The sequence below is a fragment of the Nocardia fusca NBRC 14340 genome (genome assembly GCF_001618425.1).
GTDB lineage: Bacteria > Actinomycetota > Actinomycetes > Mycobacteriales > Mycobacteriaceae > Nocardia > Nocardia fusca.
The window spans coordinates 181,622-205,058 of sequence record NZ_BDCU01000030.1 but is presented as its reverse complement, the minus strand read 5'-3'; the positions used below and the strand labels follow the sequence as shown (position 1 = coordinate 205,058).

The window sequence follows — 23,437 nt, the reverse complement described above, 5'->3', positions numbered from 1 at the left end:
GGAACGGCCGTACGCACAGGAAGACCGGGGAACCCCCATGACCACACAGACCCACCCCACCATCGACACCCCCGCCGGACCGGTTCCCGGCGACGCGCCGGAGTGGTACCGGCAGCGGCACTCCCAGCTGCCCTCGTATCGGTACCGCGACATCTACGACCGGGTGGACGTACCCGTCACCGAACGCCGCTGGCCGCAGGCCCGGATCGAGCGCGCGCCGCTGTGGGTCCCGGTGGACCTGCGCGACGGTAATCAGGCCTTGGCCGAGCCGATGGACCCGGAACGCAAGATGCGGTTCTTCACGATGCTCGTCGCCATGGGCTACAAGGAGATCGAGGTCGGCTATCCATCGGCCTCCAAGGCCGATTTCGATTTCGTTCGGATGCTCGCCGATACCGGCGCGGTCCCGCCGGATGTGACCCCGGTGGTGTTCACTCCCGCCCGGCGCGATCTCATCGCGCGCACCGTCGACTCGGTACGCGGGATGGACAACGAGGTGGTGATCCACCTGTACACCGCCACCGCGCCGATGTGGCGCGACACCGTGCTCGGCAAGGACGCTCGTGCCGTCCGCGAGCTGATCCTGGCCGGGGCCCGGGACGTGCTCGAATTCGCCGCCGACCTGCCCCGCGCGCGATTCCAGTTCTCCCCGGAGGTGTTCAACCAGACCGAACCCGGATATGTGCTCGAGATCTGCGACAGCGTCACCGACCTGTGGCAGGCCACCCCGCAGCGGCCGGTGACCCTGAATCTGCCGGCCACCGTGGAGATCGCGACACCCAATGTGTACGCCGACCAGATCGAGTACATGCACCGCTCGCTCGCCCGCCGCGACAGCGTGATCCTGTCGGTGCACCCGCACAACGATCGCGGTACCGGCGTCGCCTGTGCCGAACTGGCGGTGCTGGCCGGCGCGCAGCGGGTGGAAGGGTGTGTGTTCGGCAACGGTGAGCGCACCGGCAATGTCGATATCGCCACGCTCGCGTTGAATCTGCATGCCCAGGGCGTGGACCCCATGATCGATTTCTCCGATATCGACGAGATCCGCCGGACGGTCGAGTACTGCACCCGGCTGCCGGTCCACCCGCGCCACCCCTATGTGGGCGATCTGGTGCACACCGCGTTCTCCGGTACGCACCAGGACGCCATCAAGAAGGGTTTCGCCGAGCACCGGGCCCGGGCGGCCGCTACCGGACGCCCCGAACGCGAGATCGAATGGCGGGTACCGTATCTGCCCATCGATCCGGCCGATATCGGTCGCAATTACGACGCCGTGGTCCGGGTCAACTCGCAGTCCGGTAAAGGCGGTATCGCCTATCTGCTCGCCACCGAACACGGGCTGGACCTGCCGCGCCGGCTGCAGATCGATTTCGCCGGCCGGGTACAGGGCCATGCCGACGGCACCGGGGGCGAGGTGAGCGCCGCCGAGCTGCGCGCCCTGTTCGACCAGGCTTATATCGATGCCGCCGAGCCTCCGGATGTGCAACTGAAGGATCTGCGCGTGGCGGGTGCGGACGGTGCGCAGACCGTCGCGGTCGGTCTGGTGGTCGGCGGGCGGGCCCACGACAGCGAGCACGTGGGTGCCGACCGGTTGGCCGCGGTGGTCGCGGCCCTCGCGGCGGCCGGGCGGGAGGTCGAAGTATTGAGCCTGACCGGGCACCCCGTCGCCGGTCATGCGATCGCCTACCTCGAGTACCGGCGCGGCGGGCAGACCGGATGGTCCTGTGCGCACGGCGATTCGGTGGAATCGGCCGGGGTGGCGGCGGTGCTGCGCGCGGCCGGAAGCCCCGCCTGATACCGGCGCGGCTCAGTCCCCGGTACGCCCGTCGATCCGTTCGCGGAGCAGGTCCGCGCGTCCGTTGTGGCGGGCAAATTCCTCGATGAGATGCAGATACACCCAGCACAGGCTGTATTCGGTGCCGCCTGGATGGGACAGCGGTGGTCGAGCCCGAGCTCGGCCACCGCCGCGTCCGCCAGCCGTATCTCGCGCCGGTACACGGCGGCCCGTCAGAACCAGTTCTCGCGCATCTCGAGGGTGGTGGTGTCGAGGTCGGCGAGGAGGTCCAGTTGCGGGCCGGTGCGGGGCAGTTCGTGGCGGAAGAAGTAGCGGGCGGCGTGCCGTTTACCGTCGTAGAAGTCGCCGTCGCGGCCGTGCGCGGCGACCGTCTGCGCCAGCCAGATCCAGGCCACCACGTGATGGCCGAACGCCTCCAGATAGACCGAGCTGTTGGCCAGCGCGACCTCGACATCGCCGGACACGAACAGACCGCCGGTGACCGTGACCAGCCGGCTCCAGGATTTGTCGAGCCGGTCGGCGAGGTCGGCGGTCTCGCCGCCGTGTGCCCGGGCGGCCGCGAGGGTTTCCCGGATCCTGGTGTCGAGTTCGCGCAGGCTCGCGCCCGACTGCTGGGTCACCTTGCGGCCCAGCAGGTCCAGGCCCTGGATGCCGTGGGTGCCCTCGTGGATCGGGTTGAGCCGGTTGTCGCGGTAGTGCTGTTCGACGTTGTACTCGCGGGTGTAGCCGTAACCACCGAGGACCTGGATGGCGAGGTCGTTGGCGGTCAGGCACCACTGGGAGGGCCAGCTCTTGGCGATGGGGGTGAGGATGTCCAGCAGCAGGGTGAGCGCGCGGCGTTCGTCGTCGGAATCGGCGGTCCGCTGTTCGTCGATGAGCCGTGCGCAGTACAGCACCAGCGCCAGACCGCCCTCGACGTAACTCTTCTGCGCCAGCAGCATCCGTTTCACATCGGCGTGTTCGATGATCGGGCGCTGTGCGGAGGCCGGGTCGGCGGTGCCCTTGGTGCGGCCCTGGGGGCGGCCGCGGGCGTACTCGAGCGATTCGAGGTAGCCGGTGTAGCCGAGCGCCGCGGCGACCAGCCCGACTCCGCTGCGGGCCTCGTTCATCATGTGGAACATGTACTTCAGCCCCTGGTGCGGGGCACCGACCAGATAGCCGATCGCGCCAGGGGATCCGTCGGGCGTCCAGCGGCCCTCGCCGAAGTTGAGCACCGTGTTGACGGTGCCGCGGAAACCCATCTTGTGGTTGAGCCCGGCCAGCGCCACATCGTTGCGTTCGCCGCGGGAACCGTCCTCGTTCACCAGATACCGGGGCACCACGAACAGTGAGATGCCCTTCGTGCCCACCGGCCCGCCGGGGATCTTGGCGAGCACGAGGTGCACGATGTTGTCCCCGAGTTCGTGATCGCCACCGGAGATCCACATCTTGGTGCCGAAGACCCGGTAGGTGCCGTCGTCGCGCGGTTCGGCCCGGGTGACGATATCGGCGAGCGAGGACCCGGCCTGGGGTTCGGACAGGCACATGGTGCCGAAGTAGCGGCCTTCCAGCATCGGCGGGACGAACCGCCGCACCAGTTCTTCGTCGGCGTGCGCGATGAGCAGATTGGCGTTGCCGATGGTGAGCAGCGGGTAGGCGCTGGTACCGGGGTTGGCGGCGTGGAACCAGGCGAACGCCGCCTGGGCCACTGCGGCCGGAAGTTGCGCGCCGCCCAGGTCCGCGTCCATGGTGGCGCCGACCATCCCCGCGTCGGCGAACGCGCTCAGCGCGGTGCGCACCTCCGGGATGATGGTGACCGTCTCGCCGTCGAAGGTGGGTTCGTGGGCGTCGTTGAGCTTGTTGTGGGTGGCGAAGTATCGGGTGGCCAGCTGCTCGCTCAGCTCGAGGACGGCGTCGAAGGTCTGGCGCGAATGGTCGGAGAAGCGCGGCCGCCGGGTCAGGTCCTCGACCGCGAGCCATTCGTAGAGCAGGAACTCGAGGTCGCGCCGGGACAGCAGAGTAGACCGCATAACCACCCTTTCGGTACAGATTCTCGTCAGAGTATCAAATGCCGATGGAAGTCACCGTCGGCGGATCCGCGCCTCGGCAGTGCCGCCGGATGGGTCGAGGGTACTGACCCCGGCCGGAAAACGACCGGCCGAGCCGCCGGCCCGGCCGGTGCGGGGTGACGAGGTCACCCCGCACCGGGACCACCGAGTCTGCTCGACCGGATTCGAGAGCCGGGAGCGCTCGGGTTCCGCTGTGTTCCGGTAACGGATCCAGCGGCCCGACGGCCGGGTGTTCCTACATGGCGACGTGACGCGGCGGTGCGCTCAGGCGGTGCTCAGCGCGTCGCGCAGGACCGAGACGGCCTGGGCGACCGCGGCCCGGGCGGCCTGGGTCCCGTGCATAGAGTTGACCATGACGAAGTCGTGCACGATGCCGCCGTAGCGGGTCTGGATCACCGGAACCCCCGCGTCCCGGAGCTTGCCCGCGAAGGCCTCGCCCTCGTCGCGCAGGACATCGGCCTCGGCGGTGATCACCAGGGCGGGCGGCAATCCGGTGAGCTGCTCGCGGGTGGCGCGCAACGGGGAGGCGGTGATCCGGTCCCGGTCGGCCTCGCTGGTGGTGTACTGGTCCCAGAACCACTTCATACCCTCGCGGGTGAGGAAGTAGCCCTCGGCGAACTGCCGGTAGGAACCGGTATCGAACGCGGCATCGGTGACGGGATAGAACAGCACCTGCTGGACGAAGGAGATATCCCCGCGTTCCTTGGCCATCAGGGTCAGTGCGATGGCCATGTTGCCGCCGACCGAATCGCCCGCGATCGCGATCCGCGCGGGGTCGAGGCCCTTCTCCGCGCCCTGTGTGCTCACCCACTGGGCGACTCGGTAGGACTGCTCGTTGGCGACCGGATAGCGCACATCGGGGGAGCGGTCGTATTCGGGGAAGACGACGGCCGCGCCCACCCCGACGGCGAGATCGCGGACGAGACGGTCGTGGGTGTGGGCGTCGCCGAAGACCCACCCGGCGCCGTGCGTGTAGACGATCACGGGCAGCGGGCCGGTCGAACCGGGCGGGGTGACGATCCGGGCGCGCACCGAACCGGTCGGCCCGCCCTCGACGGTGATCCACTCCTCGTCGACCTCGGGTTTGTCGATCGGTGAATCCTGTACCGAATCGACGGCCTTACGTCCCTCCTCCGGCGGCAACTGGTAGAGGAACGGCGGCTCCGAGGTCGCATCGACGAACTCCTGTGCGGCCTGTTCGAGGGAGATGTTCAGCGGGTTTCCGGCCATGGTGGGCATATCTTTCGATCGATGGAGCGGTGCGGGAATCAGGACAGTTCGGCGAGCGCGCCGGTGAGGACGGCGGCCACCTCGGCGGGATGGGTGTGCATCACCAGATGCGGTGCGTCGATCTCCACGACCGAGCGCAGCGCGGCGCGGCGGTAACCGAATCGTTCGACCTCGGGATTGATGGTGTGGTCGGCCGCGGAGACGATGCCCCAGCCCGGTCTGGTCTTCCAGGCCGCGACGGTGGCCGGCTCGCCGAACGCGGCCGCCGACAGCGGACGCTGGGAAACCGCCAGCGCCTGCGCGGTGCGTGGGTCCACACCTGCCGCGAAGATCTCCGGGAAGGTGGCGGGATCGACCCACACATCGGTGCCCGGTTCGGTGCCGGGCTCGGCGGGGGCGGGGGTGTAGAGGAGATGGGCGGCCAGCGCGGAATCCGGGAAGCCGCCCTGCAACTGCCCGAGGCTCTCCCCTTCCTCGAGGGCGTACCCGGACACATAGACCAGGCCGATGACGTTGTCGGCCGTCCCCGCGACCGTGATGACGGCGCCTCCGTAGGAATGCCCGGCCAGCAGGACCGGTCCGTCGATCCGTTCGACGAAGCCGCGAACCGCGTCGGCGTCGGCGGTCAGGCTGCGTCCGGCCACCGGAGGGGCGGCGACCCGGTGACCGTCGGCGAGTAATCGCTCGATGACCGGGTGCCAGCTGGACGCGTCGGCGAAGGCGCCGTGCACGAGGACGATGGTCGGTGCGAGGGTCATCGGGGGTTCTCTCTGTCGCGGTGAGGGCGCCGGGTGTGCGCCGTATCGAGCTTCGACCGGACGACCCGGTTCGTGCCCCTCGCTACCGGCCGGGAAACCCCCCGATCAGGACGCGGCCGCGGTGAGTTCGGGCGCGGCGGGCGCGATCGCGCCCGTGGACCGGAACTGCTGCTGGTATTTGCGCGGCGAGATGCCGAGGCGGGCGATGAACGCGCGGCGCAGGGCCTCGCTGCTGCCGTAGCCCGCCGCCATGGCGGCCTCGGTGACCGTGTGACCGGCGTGCAACATATCGCGCGCCACCCCGAACCGGATGAAGGCCACGTATTCGGCGGGGGAGTGCGCGAGTTCGGCACGGAAGAGCCGGGTCAGGTGGCGGACGCTGACCCGGGCGTGGTCGGCCAGGGTGCGGACGGTGTGCGGGAAGGCGGGGTCCGCGCAGATCAGGTCGACGACGGTGCGCACCAGCGGACTCCGGGGCAGCGGCCCGCTGAGTGAGGCCGAGAACTGCGATTGCCCGCCCGCGCGCTGCATCGGTACCACCATGAGTTGCGCGATCCGGCGGGCGATATCGGCGCCGTGGTCCTCCTCCACGATCGCCAGCGCCAGATCGATACCCGCCGCGACACCGGCCGAGCTGTACATATTTCCGTCACGGACGAAGATCGCGTCCGGTTCCACCGTGGCCGCGGGATAACGCCGGGCCAGATCGGCCGCGTACTTCCAGTGGGTGGTGGCCCGGCGGCCGTCGAGGACCCCGAGTTCGGCCAGCACGAAGGCGCCGCTGCAGATGGAGGCGAGGCGCCGGGTGTGCCAGGACAGCCGGCGGGCCGCCGCGAGCACCTCGGGCGTGACGAATCTCGACGGCGGCAGTTCGCTACCGGGGATGACCACGGTGTCGAAGCGGCCGGCGTCGGCGGCCGCGGCGCTCACCTCGATCCGCGCGCCCAGCGAGGTCTGCACGCTCTTGCCGTCCGGGGAGACCAGCACCACCTCGTACCCGGGCACGGCCTGGTTGGCTTCGACGAACACCTCCGCCGGACCCACGAAGTCGAGGGCTTTCACCCCGTCGAAGACCAGGATGCACATACGCCTCCGAGAGGAGTCCGCCGCGTCAGAAACCATGGACGTGAGTGTTCTGGAGCCACGCCTCCAGAACAAGGGATGTGGGCGATATCGCAGCACGATTGGTACGGTGAGCGCATGGGACGGCCGCGACAGTTCGACGAGCCGCGCCTCCTGGAAGCGGCCACGGAACTGTTCTGGTCGCGGGGGTTCGACGACACCTCGGTGGGCGACGTCTCGGCGGCGACCGGCGTCGGCAACGGGAGCATCTACGCGGCCTACGGCAGCAAACGCGGGCTGTTCCTCGCGGCGTTCGAGCAGTACTGCGACCGGCGGGCCCGATTCGTCCGCGACTCGATCGTCGCCGCCCCCGGTTCCGCCCGCGACGCGGTCCGCGCGCTGCTGCGCGCGGTGATCGACGACTGCGCCGGGCAGCCGGACCGGCGCGGTTGCCTGATGCTCAACAGCATCGCGCAATTGGGCCGGCGGATGCCGGAGGTCGTCGCCATCGGCACTCGCACGACCGCGGCCATGGAGGCCGGCGTCGCCGAAGGGCTCGCTACTCGTCCGGGGGCCGAAATCGACGCGGCGGCCCTGTCCGCGCACTGCGCCGGTGTGGTGGTGATGGCCCAGGGGCTGATCCAGCTCAGCCGGTTGGGTACTCCCGTGGAACGGCTCCGGGAGATCGTCGATATCGCGGGCCCGACGCTGCTGGTAGCCGTGCCGGTCGAATGATCGGGCCTGACGGCCGCGGGTGCCGTCGGCCGGCGGACCTGATCCGGCTGCGGCCGCCGGCGGTATACGTCAGGCGCTCTCCTCCCGGGCGAGCAGCGCCAGGATCGCGGCGGCCATCGCGGCCGGATCGCCGTCCTCCGGGCGCAGCACCAGTGCCGGCGTGGTCGGCGCCTCGTAGGGATCGTCGATACCGGTGAAACCACGAACCTCTCCGGCCCGGGCCTTCGCGTAGAGGCCCTTGGGGTCGCGGGCCTCGCACACCTCCAGCGGGGTGTCCACGAAGACCTCGACGAAGGGGATACCGGCCGTGTCGTGGGTCGCGTGGGCACGGTCGCGATCGGCCCGGTAGGGGCTGATGAGCGAGACGATGGCGATGGTCCCGGATTCGGCGAACAGCCGGGCGACCTCGCCCACCCGGCGGATGTTCTCGGTGCGATCGGCCGCGCCGAAACCCAGATCGGAGTTCAGGCCGTGGCGGAGATTGTCGCCGTCGAGAAGGAACGCCGGACGCCCCGCGGCCACCAGGCGGCGCTCGAGCTCCACCGCCACCGACGATTTCCCGGACCCGGACAGTCCGGTGAGCCAGACGGTCAGTCCCCGGGTCGCGCGCTCGGACCGCTCCACCGCGCTCGCATGCCACACCACCCGGGACGAGGGCAGGCTCGGCCCGGTGATCATCCCGGCGCCCACGGTATCGCCGGTGGTGTCGTCGACCAGCAGGAAACTTCCCGTGGTGCGGTTGCGGCGGTACGGGTCGAACTGCAGCGGCTGCCGGGTGCGCAACTGGACCCGGCCGATCTCGTTGAGCGACAGCGCGGTGGCGTCCTCGTCCCGGTGCAGCGTGTTCACATCGAGGCGGTAGTCCAGCGAGCGGATCTGCACGGGCACGCTGCGGGTGGTGTGGCGGACGGTATAGGAGGAGCCGGGGCGCAACTGGGCCTCGTCGCTGAACCAGCACACCATGGTGTCCAGATCACGGCCGACCTGCGGGCGGTTGGCGGGACGGCAGAGCATATCGCCGCGGCCGATATCGAGCTGGTCGGCGAGGGCGACCGTGACCGCCTGCGGGGGGAACGCCTGCTCGAGCGGTACCCCGCCCGGACCCCAAATCCCGGTAACCGTGGTCGTGAGACCCGAGGGCAGCACGGTGATCTCGTCGCCGGCCGACCAGACGCCGCTGGCGACGGTGCCCGCGTACCCGCGGAAATCCGGAGTGTGGCTGCGGATCACATACTGCACCGGTAGCCGCGCGTCGATGAGATTGCGGTCCGAGGCGATATGCACCTCTTCGAGGTGGTGCAGCAGCGGGGTGCCCTCGTACCAGTCCATGGTGGCGCTGCGGTGCACGATATTGTCGCCGTGCAGCGCCGACATCGGGATGAAGGTCAGGTCCGCGATCTGCAGCCGGGAGGCGAAACCGGCGAATTCCTCGCGGATCTCGGCGAATCGCTGCGCCGAGTAGTCCACCAGGTCCATCTTGTTCACGCACAGCACCAGGTGCGGGACGCCCAGCAGCGAGGCCAGGAACGCGTGCCGCCGGGTCTGTTCGACCACCCCGTGCCGGGCGTCGACCAGGATGAGCGCGAGGTCGGCGGTGGAGGCGCCGGTGACCATGTTGCGGGTGTACTGCACATGCCCGGGGGTGTCGGCGATGATGAATTTGCGCCGCGGGGTCGCGAAATATCGGTGCGCGACATCGATGGTGATGCCCTGTTCGCGTTCGGCGCGCAGTCCGTCGGTGAGCAGCGCGAGGTCGGGGTAGTCCTGGCCGCGTTCCCGGCTGGTGCGTTCCACCGCGTCGAGCTGGTCGGTGAACAGGGTCTTGGAATCGAAGAGGAGCCGTCCGATCAGCGTGGACTTACCGTCGTCGACGCTGCCCGCGGTGGCCAGGCGCAGCAGGGTGCTCATCAGAAGTAGCCCTCTCGTTTACGGTCTTCCATCCCGGCCTCGGAGATCCGGTCATCGGCGCGGGTCGCGCCGCGTTCGGTGACCCGCGCGGTCGCCACTTCCTCGACGACCTCGGCGGGGGTGGCGGCGGTCGATTCCACGCAGCCGGTGCAGGTGGCATCGCCCACGGTGCGGAAGCGCACCAGCGCCTCCTGGGGTTCCTCGCCGTCGAGCAGGGTCAGGAACCTGGTGTGCGCCAGCAGCATGCCGTCGCGCTGCACCACCGGGCGGCGGTGCGCGTAATACAGCGACGGCAGTTCGATATCTTCGCTCGCGATATAGGTCCAGATATCGAGTTCGGTCCAGTTGGACAGCGGGAACACCCGGATGTGTTCGCCGGGGCGGTGTTTGCCGTTGTAGAGGTTCCACAGTTCGGGGCGCTGCCGGCGTGGGTCCCACTGGCCGTACTCGTCGCGGAAACTGAAGACCCGTTCCTTGGCGCGCGCCTTCTCCTCGTCGCGCCGCGCGCCGCCGAAGACCGCGTCGAACCTGCCTTCGCGCAGGGTGCGCAGCAGGGTGGCGGTCTGCAACCGGTTGCGACTGGACCGGGGCCCGGTGTCCTCGGTGACCCGTCCGGCGTCGATATCGTCCTGGACCCGGCCGACGAGCAGGCGTAACCCGTATTTCGTGACGGCCGCGTCGCGGTAGGCGATCACCTCGTCGAAATTGTGCCCGGTGTCGATATGCAGGATCGGGAACGGGACCGGGGCCGGCCAGAACGCCTTGGTGGCCAGATGCAGCATCACCACCGAATCCTTGCCGCCGGAGAACAGCAGGACGGGACGTTCGAAGGTGGCGGCCACCTCCCGGAGGATATGGACCGATTCGGCCTCGAGTGCGGCCTGATGCGAGAGCTCGTACGTACTCGCCGCCGACTTCGTGTGCTGGCTCACGCCTAAAAACTAGAACACGTTTCTATGCGCGGTCAACGGTTTGCCGGATGTCGCCCACCCGCCGCGGCGGTGACCGCGTCGGCGGCGGCCACGAGAGCGGCGCCCCGGCGGGCGATCTCCGCCCCGGTGATCGGTTTTCCGACGTACATGGTGAGCACCAGTTGCTGGCGGCCGTCCGCGTCGTAGGTCGGCGCGGCGAGCAGACTCACCGGATGTTCTTTGCGCGGCCGTAGGTCGGAGCCCAGGTAGACCCGCTCGCCGAGGGTGCTGACCAGCTCGGCGACCGCGGTGCGCAGTTCCTCGGGCAGATCGTGCCCGGCCACCCCCGCGAGCAGCGAGTACAGGCGGCGGCCCGCGCCGGTCATGCTCTCCACCAGGTAGCCGCGCTTGCGGCATTCGGCCACGATATGGCGCAGCAGGGTCTCGTCCTGGTGCAGCGGGACGGTCGGCGCGGTGCTGCGCCAGGCGTCGAAAGCGGCCTCGGTGTCCCAGAGCACATACATGAGCCCGACCGGCGGGGCGAACCGGTAGGTGGCCCCCACCTGCACCATTGCCGGGCCGGCGCTGTCCAGGACGCTGATCCGCTCGCCCACGACCGCGGAGGCGGTGCAGGTGGTGCCGTAGGCCGCGCTCAGTCGTTCCAGTTCGGGGTGGGCGAGCGCGGCGATGGAGAAACTCTGCTGGGCCACCCGCCCCGCGGCGATCAGGGCCGGGCCCGGGCCGTATTCGCGGGTGCGTGGATCGCGGATGAGGTAGCCGGCCGCGGTGAGCTCGGTGAGGATGCCCAGGCAGGTGGGTTTGGCCAGGCCCAGGTCGCGTGCCATTTCGGAGAGTCCGGTCCGGCGACCGCGCCGGGCGACGACATAGTCGATCACCTGGACCACGCGCTGAGTGGGGGCGGAGCGCCTGCCGACTTCGCGAACCTCCGATATTCCTGCTGACATTGACCGCTCCTAGAACAGGTTCTAATCTTCTCGGTATCGCAATGTACCAGGGCGGTACATATATGGAACACCGGGAGTATCGTGCTGACCCAGCCGTTCGCGGAATCGATCGCCGCCGCCGAGGAAATCATCAAGAATGCCCCGCATATCCGCACCGCACAGGATCTCGCCGAGGGCTACGACTACCTCGCGGGCAGTATCCGCGCCGCGATCCAGATGTCGTGGGCCTTCGAACGGGACTTTCCCTTCTTCGTCCAATCCACCGGGCCCTACACCAAGATGGGCCTGGACAACCCCGATACCCTCTACTGGCACGCCAACCTGCGGCCCGACGCCGAGTACGTGGTCACCGGCACCCGCGGTACCACCCGTGACCTGAGCTTCCAGGTACTCAACGGCAACTACTCACCGACCGAGGTCCCCGGTGGGGAGACCGCCTTCGACGACCGCTCCATCGATATCGCCGCCGACGGCAGCTACGAACTGACCCTGGGCCCCGGCGCGGGCGGCCGCAACCACATCCGGCTGGCCGCGGATTCGACCATGCTCGCGGTCCGCGAGGTCTATGGCGACTGGGCGAGCGAGAAGGCAGGCACCGTCCGCATCAGCCGGGTCGACACCGTCGGTTCCGCCCCGCCGGCCCTCACCTCCGACCTGATGGCCAAACGCTACGAGGTCGCGGGCAAGATGCTGGTGTCACGGCTGAAGACCTTCCTGGCCTTCCCCGAATGGTTCTATCTGAACCTGCCGGTCAACACCATGACCGAACCGCGGCGCACCCCGGGCGGGCTGTCCACCCAGTTCTCCTCGGTCGGTCACTACGACCTCACCGACGACCAGGTGATGATCCTGACCGTGCCGAAATCCGACGCGCCCTACCAGGGCTTCCAGCTCGGCAGTATGTGGTACCTGTCGCTGGACTACATCAACCACCAGACCAGCCTCAACGCCGACCAGGCCAATGTCGACCCGGACGGGATGATCCGGCTGGTGATCAGTGAACGCGATCCGGGCCTGATCAACTGGATCGAACGCACCGGCCACGATCGCGCCTATCTGCAGTTCCGCTGGCAGCGGCTGTCCCGGGACATGACACCCGAGGACGGGCCGACCGTGGAACTGGTGTCCTTCGACGAACTGCCCGACCGGCTGCCCTATTACAAGGAATCGCGCATCACCCCGCAGGACTGGAAGATCCGGATCGCCGGTCGGCAGGCCGCGGTGGCGGAGAGGATGCTCGGCTGATGCTGTTGCAGGACAAGGTCGTCGTCGTCTCCGGGATCGGCCCGGGGCTGGGGCAGGCGATCGCGCTGCAGAGCGCGAAGGCAGGTGCCGATGTGGTGCTGGTATCGCGCACCGAGAAGCGGCTGCGCAAGGTCGCGGCCCAGGTCGAGGAACTCGGCCGGCGCGCGCTGGTGGTGCCCACCGATATCACCGACGACGCCGCCGCACAGAATCTGGTCGGTGCCGTCCACGCGGAGTTCGGCCGGGTCGACGCGCTGGTGAACAATGCCTTCGCCATGCCGCCGATGGTCGACCTCGCCGAGGTGGCCTTCGACGATCTGCGGACCAACCTGGAAACCAACGTCTTCGCCGCGCTGCGGTTGACCCGCCTGTTCGCCCCCGCCCTCGCCGAGAGCAAGGGCTCGGTGGTGATGATCAATTCGGCGGTGCTGCGGCACTCCCGGCAGCCCTACGGCCCCTACAAGATGGCCAAGACCACGCTGCTGGCGCTCGCGCAGAGCCTGGCCACCGAACTGGGACCGCGCGGTATCCGGGTCAATTCCGTGGCACCGGGCTGGATCTGGGCCGACACGCTGAAATGGTATTTCGACTACCTGGCCCAGGAACGCGGGGTCGGCGCGGACGATATCTACACCGAGACCGCCGCCGATATCGACCTGCGGCGGCTGCCCGAACCCGATGAGATCGCCGACGCGGTCGTCTTCTTCGCCTCCGCGATGTCGCGGGCGATCACCGGAACCTGTCTCGACGTGAACTGCGGCGAATTCCACCACTGAGGAGTAAGTAGAAATGATCGGCAGGGACGACGTCGGGACCATCGACGATCTGCACGCCTCCGCCACCAAGGTGGTCGGACTCGACGATTTCGGCGACGACGACTACCGCACCGGCCTGTCGGTGCTGCTGGAATCCTATGAGCACGACGCCGAACTCACCCCGTTCGGCAACAAGGTCAATCGCGCGCTGCTGCGCGGCGCCCTGATCGCCCGGGCCCTGAGCGAAGCCGGTTGGAAGCAATACCCGCAGCATGCCGAGATCGCGATCGAACGGCCGATCTTCGTGACCGGGCTACCGCGCTCGGGTACCACGGCGGTGCACCGACTGCTCACCGCCGACCCCGGCCACCAGGGCCTGGAGATGTGGCTGACCGAGATGCCGCAGCCCCGCCCGCCGCGAGAGACCTGGGAACAGAACCCGGTGTTCGCGCGTCTGCAGGCCGGTTACGAGAAGCATCATGTGGAGCATCCCGAATTCATGGGTGTGCACCATATCTCCGCCGACCAGGTGGAGGAATGCTGGCAGTTGCTGCGGCAGTCGGCGATGTCGGTCTCCTACGAGTGTCTGGGCTATCTACCCCGCTACTCGGAATGGCTGCGCGAACAGGACTGGACACCGGCCTACGCCCGGCATCGGCGGAATCTGCAACTGATCGGCCTCAACGACCCCGGCCGGCGGTGGGTGCTGAAGAATCCGAGCCATCTGTTCGCCCTCGACGCGCTGCTCGCCGTCTATCCGGACGCGCTGGTGATCCAGATGCACCGGGTGCCGCGCACCATCGTCGCCTCGGTGTGCAGCCTGAACGAACAGGCGACGGCGGGCTGGTCGGAGAAGTTCCGCGGACCCGTGGTGGGCGCCGCGCAGTTGGAACTGTGGTCGCGGGGTGCGAAAACCTTCCTCGAGGACCGGAAGAAGCATCCGGCGGCGCAGTTCTGCGATGTGTACTACGAGGATTTCGTGACCGATCCGATCGGCACCGTCGAGAAGATCTACACGCGGTTCGGGATCGAGTTCACCGACGCCGCCCGGGAGCAGATGACTGCTCTGCACGGTGAATCCACCTCGGGGGCGGCCCGGCCCGTCCACAAGTACTCGCTGGACGATTTCGGACTGACACCGGAGGAAGTGGACGCCGCGTTCGCGCCCTACCTCGACGTGCACTATCCGGGTGGCCATCGGGTCTGAGCGGCACCCGGCGGGCGGTGGACCGGGGAATCGCCGGCGCCGCCCGCCCGGTTCACCGTGCTCGGCGCGGCATCCGGACGGCCACCACCGGTTTTCCGCGGTGGTGGCCGTCCGGGGTCAGGGCTGGCCGGGCTTCAATACGATGAACAGGCCGTGGGCCTCGGCACAGAGCCGGTCACCGTCGTGCAGGGTGGCCTTGATCCAGACCTTGCGGCCCTCTTGGCGTTCGGCCCAGGCGTGCAGTGCCAGTTCCTTGTTCAACGGTGTGATCGACCGGTAGTCCACCGTGAGCGATGCCGTCCGGGTCACCGACCCGGAATGCGCGGATCCGGCCAACCCCATCAGATCGTCGAAGCCCAGCGAGATGTACCCGCCATGGGCGGCGGCATTACCGCCGAGGTGGAAGGTGCGATAGGTGATCCGGGCCTGGACACCGTCGCGGTTCACCCGATCCACCTGGTACGGCGGCAGGGTCACGTTTCCGCGGGAGGGCAGATCGAACCGGGTCCAGCCCGGCGCGTCCCATTCCTCGCCGACATAGGCGCCCAGCCGGTCGTTCAGCTTCTCCAGGATGCCGGCCGCTTCCTGCACCAGATCGTCCGGCGGCACCGCCAGCCGGGCACGGTCCATGAGCGTGCGCACCTGTTCCACGAAGTCGCCGTAGTGCGGGCCGCCGCGGCTGGTGTCGACAGTGCGGACCGCCTCCATCAACTCCGACATCGGCCGGAATCCGCCCTCGTGATGCTCGGCATCGGGCAGGACGTTCCCGGCCTCGTTTTCGCTCATGAGAACACGTTATCGTCACAGGTGCGGCCGGGTGGCGCCCGGGGCCGCCGCATGAGGTGCGCGACCGGGCCGCGCGGCACCGCCCCGGCCGCGTAGGCTGCCGGATATCGGCGGTCGGGGAGTGCGCCTTTCCTCCCGGCTGCCGGGGCCCGTTCGTATGCGGATTCCGGACGGGGCCAGTACGCACGCGGGGCGGTCCGGGGTCGGGCCGCAGGAGGACGACCATGCCGACGACGCCATTGACGCAGCAGAGTTTCCAGACGGTGGTGTCCACCAATCACATAGTGCTGGTGGACTTCTGGGCGACGTGGTGTGGTTGGTGTACCCGGTTCGCACCGGTTTTCGAGGAGTCCTCGGAGTTACACCGCGATATCGTGCACGCCACTGTGGAAGCCGAGGCCGAACCCGCGCTCGCGGCCGCCGGACAGGTGGATCGGTACCCGTGGCTCATGGCCTTCCGTGAGGGCACGCTGGTGTACTCGAAGGCCGGATTCCTGCCCGGTGACCAGCTCGAGGAACTCGTCCAGCAGGTGCGCTGGATGGACATCGACGAGTTCCGCCGCGAGAACAACATCCCGCAGCCCTCGGCCGCCGCGCCCTCGGCGCCGGCGCAGGCGCCGGCCACGGCCGGCCGGGCGGGTCCCGCGCCCGGACCGCAGGCGTACGGCTGGCCCGGTCTGCGCACCGCGTGAAGAGCGGTCTCGAACCGGGCCAGATCTTCGCCGGTTACCGGATCGACCGCCTGCTGGGCGCCGGGGGAATGGGCGAGGTCTATCTCGCCCGCGACCGTGACCTGCCGCGGCCCGTGGCCCTGAAGTTGCTGACCCCCATCGCCGGTGACGACCGCGACGTCCGGGCCCGCTTCCTGCGGGAGGCCGATATCGCGGCGCGGCTGTCCCATCCCAATATCGTCGCCGTGTACGCCCGCGGCGAGGAACAGGGCCGGCTGTGGATGGCGATCCAGTACATCGAGGGCACCGATGTGGCGGCGGTACTGCGGCGCGGGCCCGTGCGGCCCGAGCACGCGGTGCGGATCACCGAGGAGACCGCGCGCGCCCTCGATCACGCCCACGCGGCGGGTGTACTGCACCGGGACGTGAAACCCGCGAACATTCTGCTGGCCTGGGGTGAACAGCAGCAGGTGTACCTCTCCGATTTCGGCATCGCCAAAGCGCTGGACCGTACCGACGGCCTCACGCGCACCGGCGAGTTGTACGCGAGTTTCCACTACGCGGCGCCCGAACAGTTCGAGATGCGCCCCGATATCGACCGCCGTGCCGATGTGTACTCGCTCGGCTGCACCCTCTACTACCTGTTGACCGGGCGCCTGCCGTATCCGGCCGCGACCACCGGGGCACTGGTCAACGCTCATCTCAATGCTCCGGTGCCGCGGCCCTCGGCGGTGGATCCGCGGCTGCCGTCCGGATTCGACGGTGTCATCGCCCGTGCCATGGCCAAGAACCGGGACGAACGGTTCTCCGGCTGCGGTGAATTGGCGCTGGCCGCGCGTCGCGCACTCACCGAACCGGCGGTGACCGTGCCGGCCGTACTCACCGTGCCGGTTCCGTCGCCCGCCGCGGGCGGGCCGGCCGGGCCGCGGTCGCCGCGGCGCCGCCTGCTCACGGTGCTCGCGGTGCTCGTCGTGGTTGCGGTGTTCGGTGCGACCGCCTGGTTCACCGGCCTCGTGCGCGGTGGGGATCATCCGGCCGCGCCACCTCCCGCCGATGCGAAAACCGCCGCCGAACAGGCGGCCTGCGCGTACACCGCGCTCGTCGCGAGCTACGACTACGACGACCCGGCGGGCTGGGAGCAGAAGGTACAGGCCGGCGCCACCGGCCAGTGGAAGAGCCAGGCCGCGACCGTGCTGCCGATGGCCCGGGTACTGGTCTCCGCGGACCCGGAGCGTTCCCGGGCGGGGAACACCAGCTGTACGGCGACCATGACCGACGGCGACACCCGTGCCGACGTCCAGGTGCAGATCACCACTGTCAATCAGGTTGCCGGCGAGGCGGAGACGACGCGGGAGCTGTCGGTGTCCACGGTGATGGAGCTGGTGGACGGACGGTGGCTGTGCAGTGTTTTCAACGCGCCCTTCCTGCCGAGCTGAGCGGCCTGTGATGGTTCGCACAGGTACCGAAAGGGACATCGTCGGTACCGTGCGGTTCGCTGCGCATATGCTGGCCGGGCTGCACGATGGAGGTAAGTCATGACGGTCGAGGTGCTGGCCGACCCGGAGCCGGGCGGGTCGTGGCGGGGTGCGCAATCCCCGGCCCGGCCCGCGCCCCCGGTGTCGATGATCGAGCGGATGACATCGATCCTGGACGCTTTCGAGCCGGCGACGCCCGTGCTCACGCTGCAGGATCTGGTGGAACGCACCGGGTTACCGCGGTCCACGGTCCACCGCATCCTGGACCAGATGATCCGGTTGCGCTGGCTGGCGCACTATCCGGGTGGTTACCGGCTGGGCCTGCGCACCCTGGAACTGGGTGGGCTGGCCGCGGGCCACAACGAATTACGGGCCGTGATCGGCCCCCTGCTGCACGAGCTGTGCCAGCGCACCCTGTCGGTCGGGCATCTGGGGGTGCTCGACGGCCGCGATGTCGTCTATCTGGACAAGACCGGCGGCCGGCAGAGCGCGGCCGTCCCGACCCGGGTCGGCGGTAGATTACCGGCGCACAGCACCGCGCTGGGCAAGGCGCTGCTGGCGAGCCTGGATCCCGGTGTGGTGGAAACCTCACTGCGCGAACAGCTTCCCCGGCTGACCCCGCGCACCATCGGCGATCGGCTGGAACTGCACCGGGAGCTGGCGCGGATTCGCAGCAGGCAGGGTATCGCCGTCGACAACGAGGAAGCGGTCACCGGTATCGGCTGTGTGGCGGTACCGGTACGCCGCCGCGGGGTCACGGTGGCGGCATTGTCGCTGGCCACCCGGATCGGTTCCGGTCGCCCGGCGATCGATACCGGACGGCAGGCCCGGCAGCTGTCGGCACTGGCCGCCGAGGCGGGACGGCTGCTCTCGCAGGACTAGACGGGCCCGGCCGTGGCAGACCGGGCCGTCCGTTCAGGCGCGGTTCAGTGCGGTGGCGAGTGCGCGTCCGGCGGTCCGGCCGGAGAAGATGCAGCCGCCCAGGAACGTACCTTCCAGGGCGTTGTATCCGTGCACGCCGCCGCCGCCGAAGCCGGCGACCTCACCGGCGGCGTAGAGGCCGGGCAGCGGAGTGCCGTCGGGTCGCATCACCCGGGAATGGAGATCGGTCTGCAGTCCGCCGAGGGTTTTGCGGGTCAGGATGTTGAGCCGGACCGCGATGAGCGGGCCGGCGGCCGGATCGAGGATCCGATGCGGTTTGGCCACCCGGGCGGTGCGGTCCCCGAAGAACGTGCGCGCGTTGTGGATCGCCGTCACCTGGGCGTCCTTGCTGAACTTGTTGGTGATCTCGCGATCGCGGGCCACGATCTGCCGTTCCATTGCGGCGTAGTCCAGTTGCGGGCCGCGGGCGAGGCCGTTCATACCGTCGACGAGTTCGCGCAGCGTATCGGCCACCACGAAATCGACCCCGTGTTCCTTGAACGCCTCCACCGGTTGCGGGGCACCCTTGGTGAAGCGGCTGCGGACCGTGGTGAGCCGGTCCTTGCTGGTGATATCCGGGTTCTGCTCGGACCCGGAGAGCGCGAACTCTTTCTCGATGATCGACTGGGTCAGCACGAACCACGAATAGTCGTAGCCGGTCGCCAGAATCGCCTTCATGGTCGAATTGGTATCGAAACCAGGGAAGCACGGCGCCGGCAGCCGTTTGCCGTTCGCGTCGAACCACAGCGACGACGGGCCGGGAATGATCCGGATGGCGTGATCGGGCCAGATCGGGTCCCAGTTGTTGATGCCCTCGGTGTAGTGCCACATCCGGTCCCGGTTCACCAGGGCGGCGCCGGCCGATTCGGAGATACCGAGCATCCGCCCGTCCACATGGGCGGGCACACCCGAGATCATGGTGCGCGGTGCGGGGCCCAGCCGGTCCGCCGGCCAGTTCTGCCGGATGAGGTCGTGATTGTGGCCGATACCGCCGGAGGTGACCAGCACGGCCCGGGCGTGGAATTCGAAATCGCCCACCACCGTGCGCGAGGACGCGACACCGCGGGCGAGTTCGGTCGGTTCGAGCACGCTGCCGCGCACCCCGGTGACCGCGCCGTCGTGGACGAGCAGTTCGTCGACCCGGTGGCGGAACGCGAAGCGCACCAGGCCCTTGCGCTCGGCTTCCAGCACGGGATTCAGGAACACCTCGAGCACGCCCGGCCCGGTGCCCCAGGAGATATGGAATCGCGGAACCGAGTTCCCGTGCCCGTCGGCGAGGGCGCCGCCGCGTTCGGCCCAGCCGACCAGCGGGGTCACCCGCAGGCCGAGGTCGTAGAGATAGCCGCGCTTCTCGGTGGCGGCGAACCGGACGTAGGCCTCGGCCCACTGCCGGGCCCAATGGTCCTCGTCGTCGCGGTCGAACCCGGCCGAACCCAGCCAGTCCTGCAGCGCCAGCTCGTAGGAGTCCTTGATACCGAGTCGCCGCTGCTCCGGGCTGTCCACGAAGAACAGGCCGCCCAGCGACCAGAACGCCTGACCGCCCAGGTTGTTGCGGTTCTCCTGATCGAGTACGAGCACCCGGTGTCCGGCCTTGGTCAGTTCATAGGTGGCGACGAGACCGGCCAGCCCGGCCCCGACGACGATCACGGGGTACTCGTCGGCCGGTACCGGGTCGGCGGCAGAGGTTTCGGACACGGTTCACCCTTCGCTCACGGTGGCTACGGGCCGGAATGTATCAGATGACCAGGTCGGCCGGTCGGCGATCAGGAAGGGCGCCGGGCCGGGAATTCGGCGGCCAGTTCGGTGAACACCGCGCGGTTGAGTACGAAGGCGCGTTTGCCCTCGTCGAGGATGCGGCGCTGCTCGAGCTCGTCCACGCCGATCCGGTCGAGCAGTGCCCGATACTCGCGTTTGAAGGCCGCGGGATTCCCGATCTGCTCGAAGACGTAGAACCGCACCCCGTCGCCCCGGCGGGGTAGGTCCCACAGTTTCTCCGCATTGCCGCGGATCACCTGGCCGCCGGAGAGATCACCGAGGTAGCGGGTGTAATGGTGGGCGATATAGCCACCCGGCCACGTCCGGGCGCATTCCTCGATCCGCGCGGCATAGGTTGCCGTGGCGGGCAGCGGCGTGAGCTCTTCACGCCAATCCGGGCCGGCGAGATGGGTCAGGTCCCGTTCCAGCTCGGCGGTGCGGGCCAGTTCCGGTTTGATGAACGGGCCGGCCACCGGGTCGGTGGCGAGCGCGTCGGCATGCGACTCCAGGGCCCGGTAGATGAACCAGAGCTGACCGGTGTAGCGGCGATACGACTCGATCCCCAGTGACCCGTCCAGCATCTCGGTGATGAAGGTCGAGTTCTCCGCCTCCTCGTGTTCGCGGGCGGTGGCCTCCCGGATCCGGGTGGAGAACGAGGACACGGCCGGTTCGGCGGTCTCGGGGGCGTCCGGCATCGAGTGCACCTTCCTGCGAATGCGGTGCGGGCACCTCGCCCGCACCGATTGCGCCGGTCGCGCGGTGTGCCGGGCACACCGCGCGACCGGGCGGTCGACACCCCGACGATACCGGCTCCGGCGCCCGGTCAGGGTTCCTCCGTCAGCGGCCGTCGGGGCGCAGCGCGGCGGGGAGCGGTTCGGTCGGTGCGAGCCGCGCGTCCGCCGCGCCGACACCCACCGGCTCGCCCACGCCCACTCCCACCGGTTCCGCGAGACCGGCCGGTTCGGCGGGCACGAGGATCGGCATCGCTTCGGTGGGCAGGATGTCCTCGGTGGCACCCAGTGGTCCGCCCGGCAGGCCCACCAGAGCCGCCGGCAGTGCCGGCATTTCCAGCATCTCGGTGGGCAGTGCCGACGGTGCCACATCGGGCCGTACCCCCGGCGCCGGGTCCAGATCGTGCGTCCAAGCCCCACGATCGAACTCCGGTACCGGCGCCGTCCCGCGCCCCGTCGGTTCCGGAACCTGCGGAGCAGGGGTCCGGGGGACCGGTGCTGCGGCGGGCGTGGACGCCTGCGGTACCGCGAGTTTCGGCACCTGCGGTAGCTGCCCTGCCGCGGGGAAACCGGCAGGCAGATCCACCGAGGTCTCCGCGTGGGTCGAATGCTGCACCGGAACGCGGACGGGGTGGCGGCCCGGCGGCGTGGCCCGCCGCTTGCCGAGGTTCACTGTCGGACGCCGTTTGCCCAGGTTCACGGTGGGCCGCTTCCTGCGCTTGACCACCGGGCGGCGCAGGTTGCCGAACTTGCGCAGGATCGGCGGGCGGCGCACCGTCCGGTCGAACCATTCACCGAGCGTCACACCGCCGGCCAGGGCGCAGCCGATACCGAACGCCGCCAGCAGTTGGTTCGCGCCGCGCGCGAGTTCATCGTTGAGCAGGCCGTACAGTCCCCGGTAGATGCTCAGGCCCGGCAGCAGCGGGGTGATCCCCGCGAGCGCCACGACCAGTGGCGGAGTCAGCGCGCGCCGGGCGAACAGACCACCGACGAGGCCGATCACGATGGCGGCCGCACCCGCGGCGACGACCGGGCCGAATCCGGCGGTGATCACCATCAGGTAGCAGATGGTGCCCATAGCTCCGCTGCCCGCGGCCGCGGCCAACGCCCGTCGCTCCGCGTAGCAGGCCAGCGCGAACGCCAGCGCCGCGGCGGCACCGGCCACGACCTGCACGGGCAGGTTCGACAGTCCGTGCCCGGGGCTGAGGTCCAACGGCACCGTCGCGTCGAACATTTCGCCGATGCGCAGGGTCAGTGCGATACCGGCGATGATGCCACCGGTCATCATCAGCAGTTCGAGCATGCGGGCGGCCGCGGTGATCGGCGCGCCGGTGATCGCGTCCTGCACCGAACCCACCAGGCTCAAACCGCTGAGCAATACCGTGATCCCGGCCGCGATGATCAGCGTGGGGCTCACCGAGATACCCAGTGGCCCGGCGAAGGCGGCCAGGACGACCGCGGGGACTGCCGCGATCGCGCCACCCACCAGATGCTGGAAGAAGAACGGCAGACCGTGCCGGTTGAGCGCGCGGTTGGTCCGGTCGATCACCGCCGTGGTGGCGAAGCTCAGCGCCGCGACCAGGAACCCGCCGCCGAGCAGCAGCGAGATCGCGGCGGCCATGAGCGACCAGCCGAAGGTGGCCGTCCACCGCTTGTACGGGTGGGGTGCGGTGGTGATGGCGTCCAAGGCCCGGCGCGCTTCGTCGGGCGGCACGACATCGCGGCGGATCCGGCGGGTGAGCCGGTCCACCGCGGCGAGCCGGGTGAAGTCGAGCGAGCGGTACTGCACGACGCGCATGGAGCTCGCCGAGGGCAGCCGCGCGCCGCGATGCGCGTAGATGCGGATGGAGTTGTAGGTGACCTCGACGTCACAGGCCGACAGACCGTACGTGGCGGCGATGAACCGCACGGTGGTCTCGGTATCGGTGACGGCCGAACCCGAAGCCAGCACGACCTCACCCATGCGCACCGCCAGATCCAGCACCTCGGCGACCGCGGCGTCATCGGAGAGATCGATGGGCTGCAACGGCGCCGGCGCGGACACGATCGTGTCGGCGGTGGCGGGACGATCGGCGACCAGCTTGCCGATCGCGCCGGTGAGAACGGGCAGGCGCAACGGGTTACGCCGAGGGTCGGCGTAACCGGTGGGGTCCGGGGAGATCGGTGGTTGGGAGGTCGCTCCTTCCAAGATTCCTTGCGCAGCCATAGCCGCGAAGGTAGTGGCCGAAGCCCCCTCTTGCCCACCACAAACCGGCTCTCGAAAATGTGACGTTTGTTACGTACCGGTTTATTTGACATGACGAATGGAGAAAACGGTCCGATCACCCTGCTGACCTGGGCCGTTCTCACCCGCGCCATACCCGCTTCCGAGGGCGTTACACCCTGCGTGTTCTGCGTTACACCGCCGCGTGTGCGTACCTCCGCCTTCGCTCCGGCCATGCGCGGTTTGTGACGAGCCGCGCCGGCCGGGCCCGCTAGG

19 protein-coding genes and 1 pseudogene are annotated in these 23,437 nt (G+C 69.2%); 8 read left to right on the top strand and 12 right to left on the bottom strand.

Going from position 1 to position 23,437, the window contains the following annotated elements; all coding sequences use genetic code 11:
* The first annotated feature begins 37 nt into the window (after nt 1-37).
* Nucleotides 38-1,795 carry a 2-isopropylmalate synthase gene (locus NF4_RS19865; RefSeq protein ID WP_063128838.1) on the top strand — a complete coding sequence of 586 codons (1,758 nt, stop codon included), beginning with the start codon at nt 38-40 and terminating at the stop codon, nt 1,793-1,795.
* Nucleotides 1,796-1,807: 12 nt separating this feature from the next.
* Here NF4_RS19865 and NF4_RS39355 read toward each other — a convergent pair whose 3' ends face one another.
* The 5 genes from NF4_RS39355 to NF4_RS19845 all read right to left on the bottom strand — a co-directional run bounded on the left by NF4_RS39355 (nt 1,808) and on the right by NF4_RS19845 (nt 6,953).
* On the bottom strand, nt 1,808-1,897 hold the full coding sequence (locus NF4_RS39355) for a mycothiol transferase (protein WP_439956763.1): 90 nt from the start codon (nt 1,895-1,897) through the stop codon (nt 1,808-1,810).
* Between the two features lie 110 nt (nt 1,898-2,007).
* Entirely contained in the window at nt 2,008-3,804 is a 1,797-nt protein-coding gene (locus NF4_RS19860) for an acyl-CoA dehydrogenase (RefSeq protein WP_063128837.1), read from the bottom strand.
* A gap of 303 nt (nt 3,805-4,107) precedes the next feature.
* Nucleotides 4,108-5,073, bottom strand: coding sequence for an alpha/beta hydrolase (locus NF4_RS19855; RefSeq protein ID WP_063128958.1), 966 nt, complete (start codon nt 5,071-5,073; stop codon nt 4,108-4,110).
* 38 nt (nt 5,074-5,111) lie between these two features.
* Nucleotides 5,112-5,831, bottom strand: a complete 720-nt coding sequence (locus NF4_RS19850) for an alpha/beta fold hydrolase (RefSeq protein ID WP_063128836.1) — start codon at nt 5,829-5,831, stop codon at nt 5,112-5,114.
* A 105-nt stretch (nt 5,832-5,936) separates the two neighbouring features.
* Entirely contained in the window at nt 5,937-6,953 is a 1,017-nt protein-coding gene (locus NF4_RS19845) for a GlxA family transcriptional regulator (protein ID WP_063128835.1), read from the bottom strand.
* A 78-nt stretch (nt 6,954-7,031) separates the two neighbouring features.
* Here NF4_RS19845 and NF4_RS19840 point away from each other — a divergent pair, with 78 nt between their 5' ends.
* On the top strand, nt 7,032-7,628 hold the full coding sequence (locus NF4_RS19840) for a TetR/AcrR family transcriptional regulator (RefSeq protein WP_063128834.1): 597 nt from the start codon (nt 7,032-7,034) through the stop codon (nt 7,626-7,628).
* A 69-nt stretch (nt 7,629-7,697) separates the two neighbouring features.
* On the opposite strand, the gene cysC is transcribed toward NF4_RS19840, so the two are convergent.
* Genes cysC through NF4_RS19825 form a run of 3 tightly spaced genes read right to left on the bottom strand, consistent with a single transcriptional unit; the run spans nt 7,698 to nt 11,412 of the window.
* Nucleotides 7,698-9,536, bottom strand: coding sequence for an adenylyl-sulfate kinase (gene cysC, locus NF4_RS19835; protein WP_063128833.1), 1,839 nt, complete (start codon nt 9,534-9,536; stop codon nt 7,698-7,700).
* Nucleotides 9,536-10,468: a sulfate adenylyltransferase subunit CysD gene (gene cysD / locus NF4_RS19830; protein ID WP_063128832.1), complete on the bottom strand. Its 933-nt coding sequence runs from the start codon at nt 10,466-10,468 to the stop codon at nt 9,536-9,538. The genes cysC and cysD overlap by 1 nt, the downstream gene beginning before the upstream one ends.
* 32 nt (nt 10,469-10,500) lie before the next feature.
* On the bottom strand, nt 10,501-11,412 hold the full coding sequence (locus NF4_RS19825) for a helix-turn-helix domain-containing protein (protein WP_063128831.1): 912 nt from the start codon (nt 11,410-11,412) through the stop codon (nt 10,501-10,503).
* An 81-nt stretch (nt 11,413-11,493) separates the two neighbouring features.
* Here NF4_RS19825 and NF4_RS19820 point away from each other — a divergent pair, with 81 nt between their 5' ends.
* From NF4_RS19820 to NF4_RS19810, 3 genes are read left to right on the top strand one after another with little or no spacing between them, the layout of a single operon-like run.
* Nucleotides 11,494-12,657: a hypothetical protein gene (locus tag NF4_RS19820; protein ID WP_063128830.1), complete on the top strand. Its 1,164-nt coding sequence runs from the start codon at nt 11,494-11,496 to the stop codon at nt 12,655-12,657.
* Nucleotides 12,657-13,433: an SDR family oxidoreductase gene (locus NF4_RS19815; protein ID WP_063128829.1), complete on the top strand. Its 777-nt coding sequence runs from the start codon at nt 12,657-12,659 to the stop codon at nt 13,431-13,433. The genes NF4_RS19820 and NF4_RS19815 overlap by 1 nt, the downstream gene beginning before the upstream one ends.
* A gap of 13 nt (nt 13,434-13,446) precedes the next feature.
* Nucleotides 13,447-14,619, top strand: coding sequence for a sulfotransferase family protein (locus tag NF4_RS19810; protein ID WP_063128828.1), 1,173 nt, complete (start codon nt 13,447-13,449; stop codon nt 14,617-14,619).
* A gap of 117 nt (nt 14,620-14,736) precedes the next feature.
* Here the strand turns inward: NF4_RS19810 and NF4_RS19805 are convergent, their stop codons facing one another.
* Nucleotides 14,737-15,405: a PaaI family thioesterase gene (locus tag NF4_RS19805; protein WP_063128827.1), complete on the bottom strand. Its 669-nt coding sequence runs from the start codon at nt 15,403-15,405 to the stop codon at nt 14,737-14,739.
* 224 nt (nt 15,406-15,629) lie between these two features.
* Between NF4_RS19805 and NF4_RS19800 the strand changes: the two genes are divergently transcribed.
* From NF4_RS19800 to NF4_RS19790, 3 genes are all read left to right on the top strand, one after another.
* The gene (locus tag NF4_RS19800; protein WP_063128826.1) at nt 15,630-16,097 is read left to right on the top strand and encodes a thioredoxin family protein; all 468 of its coding nucleotides are present in this window, start codon (nt 15,630-15,632) and stop codon (nt 16,095-16,097) included.
* Nucleotides 16,094-17,512 carry a serine/threonine-protein kinase gene (locus NF4_RS19795; protein ID WP_063128825.1) on the top strand — a complete coding sequence of 473 codons (1,419 nt, stop codon included), beginning with the start codon at nt 16,094-16,096 and terminating at the stop codon, nt 17,510-17,512. Before NF4_RS19800 ends, NF4_RS19795 begins: the two co-directional genes overlap by 4 nt.
* A 99-nt stretch (nt 17,513-17,611) precedes the next feature.
* Complete coding sequence (locus NF4_RS19790; RefSeq protein WP_063128824.1) at nt 17,612-18,433, top strand: IclR family transcriptional regulator; 822 nt, start codon at nt 17,612-17,614, stop codon at nt 18,431-18,433.
* A gap of 33 nt (nt 18,434-18,466) precedes the next feature.
* Here the strand turns inward: NF4_RS19790 and NF4_RS19785 are convergent, their stop codons facing one another.
* From NF4_RS19785 to NF4_RS19775, 3 genes and pseudogenes are all read right to left on the bottom strand, one after another.
* Nucleotides 18,467-20,167: an FAD-binding dehydrogenase gene (locus NF4_RS19785; RefSeq protein WP_232330564.1), complete on the bottom strand. Its 1,701-nt coding sequence runs from the start codon at nt 20,165-20,167 to the stop codon at nt 18,467-18,469.
* A 68-nt stretch (nt 20,168-20,235) separates the two neighbouring features.
* Entirely contained in the window at nt 20,236-20,922 is a 687-nt protein-coding gene (locus NF4_RS19780) for a biliverdin-producing heme oxygenase (protein ID WP_063128956.1), read from the bottom strand.
* Between the two features lie 742 nt (nt 20,923-21,664).
* Nucleotides 21,665-23,068, bottom strand: a pseudogene (locus NF4_RS19775) (threonine/serine exporter family protein); the annotation flags it as partial.
* Nucleotides 23,069-23,437 lie beyond the last annotated feature (369 nt).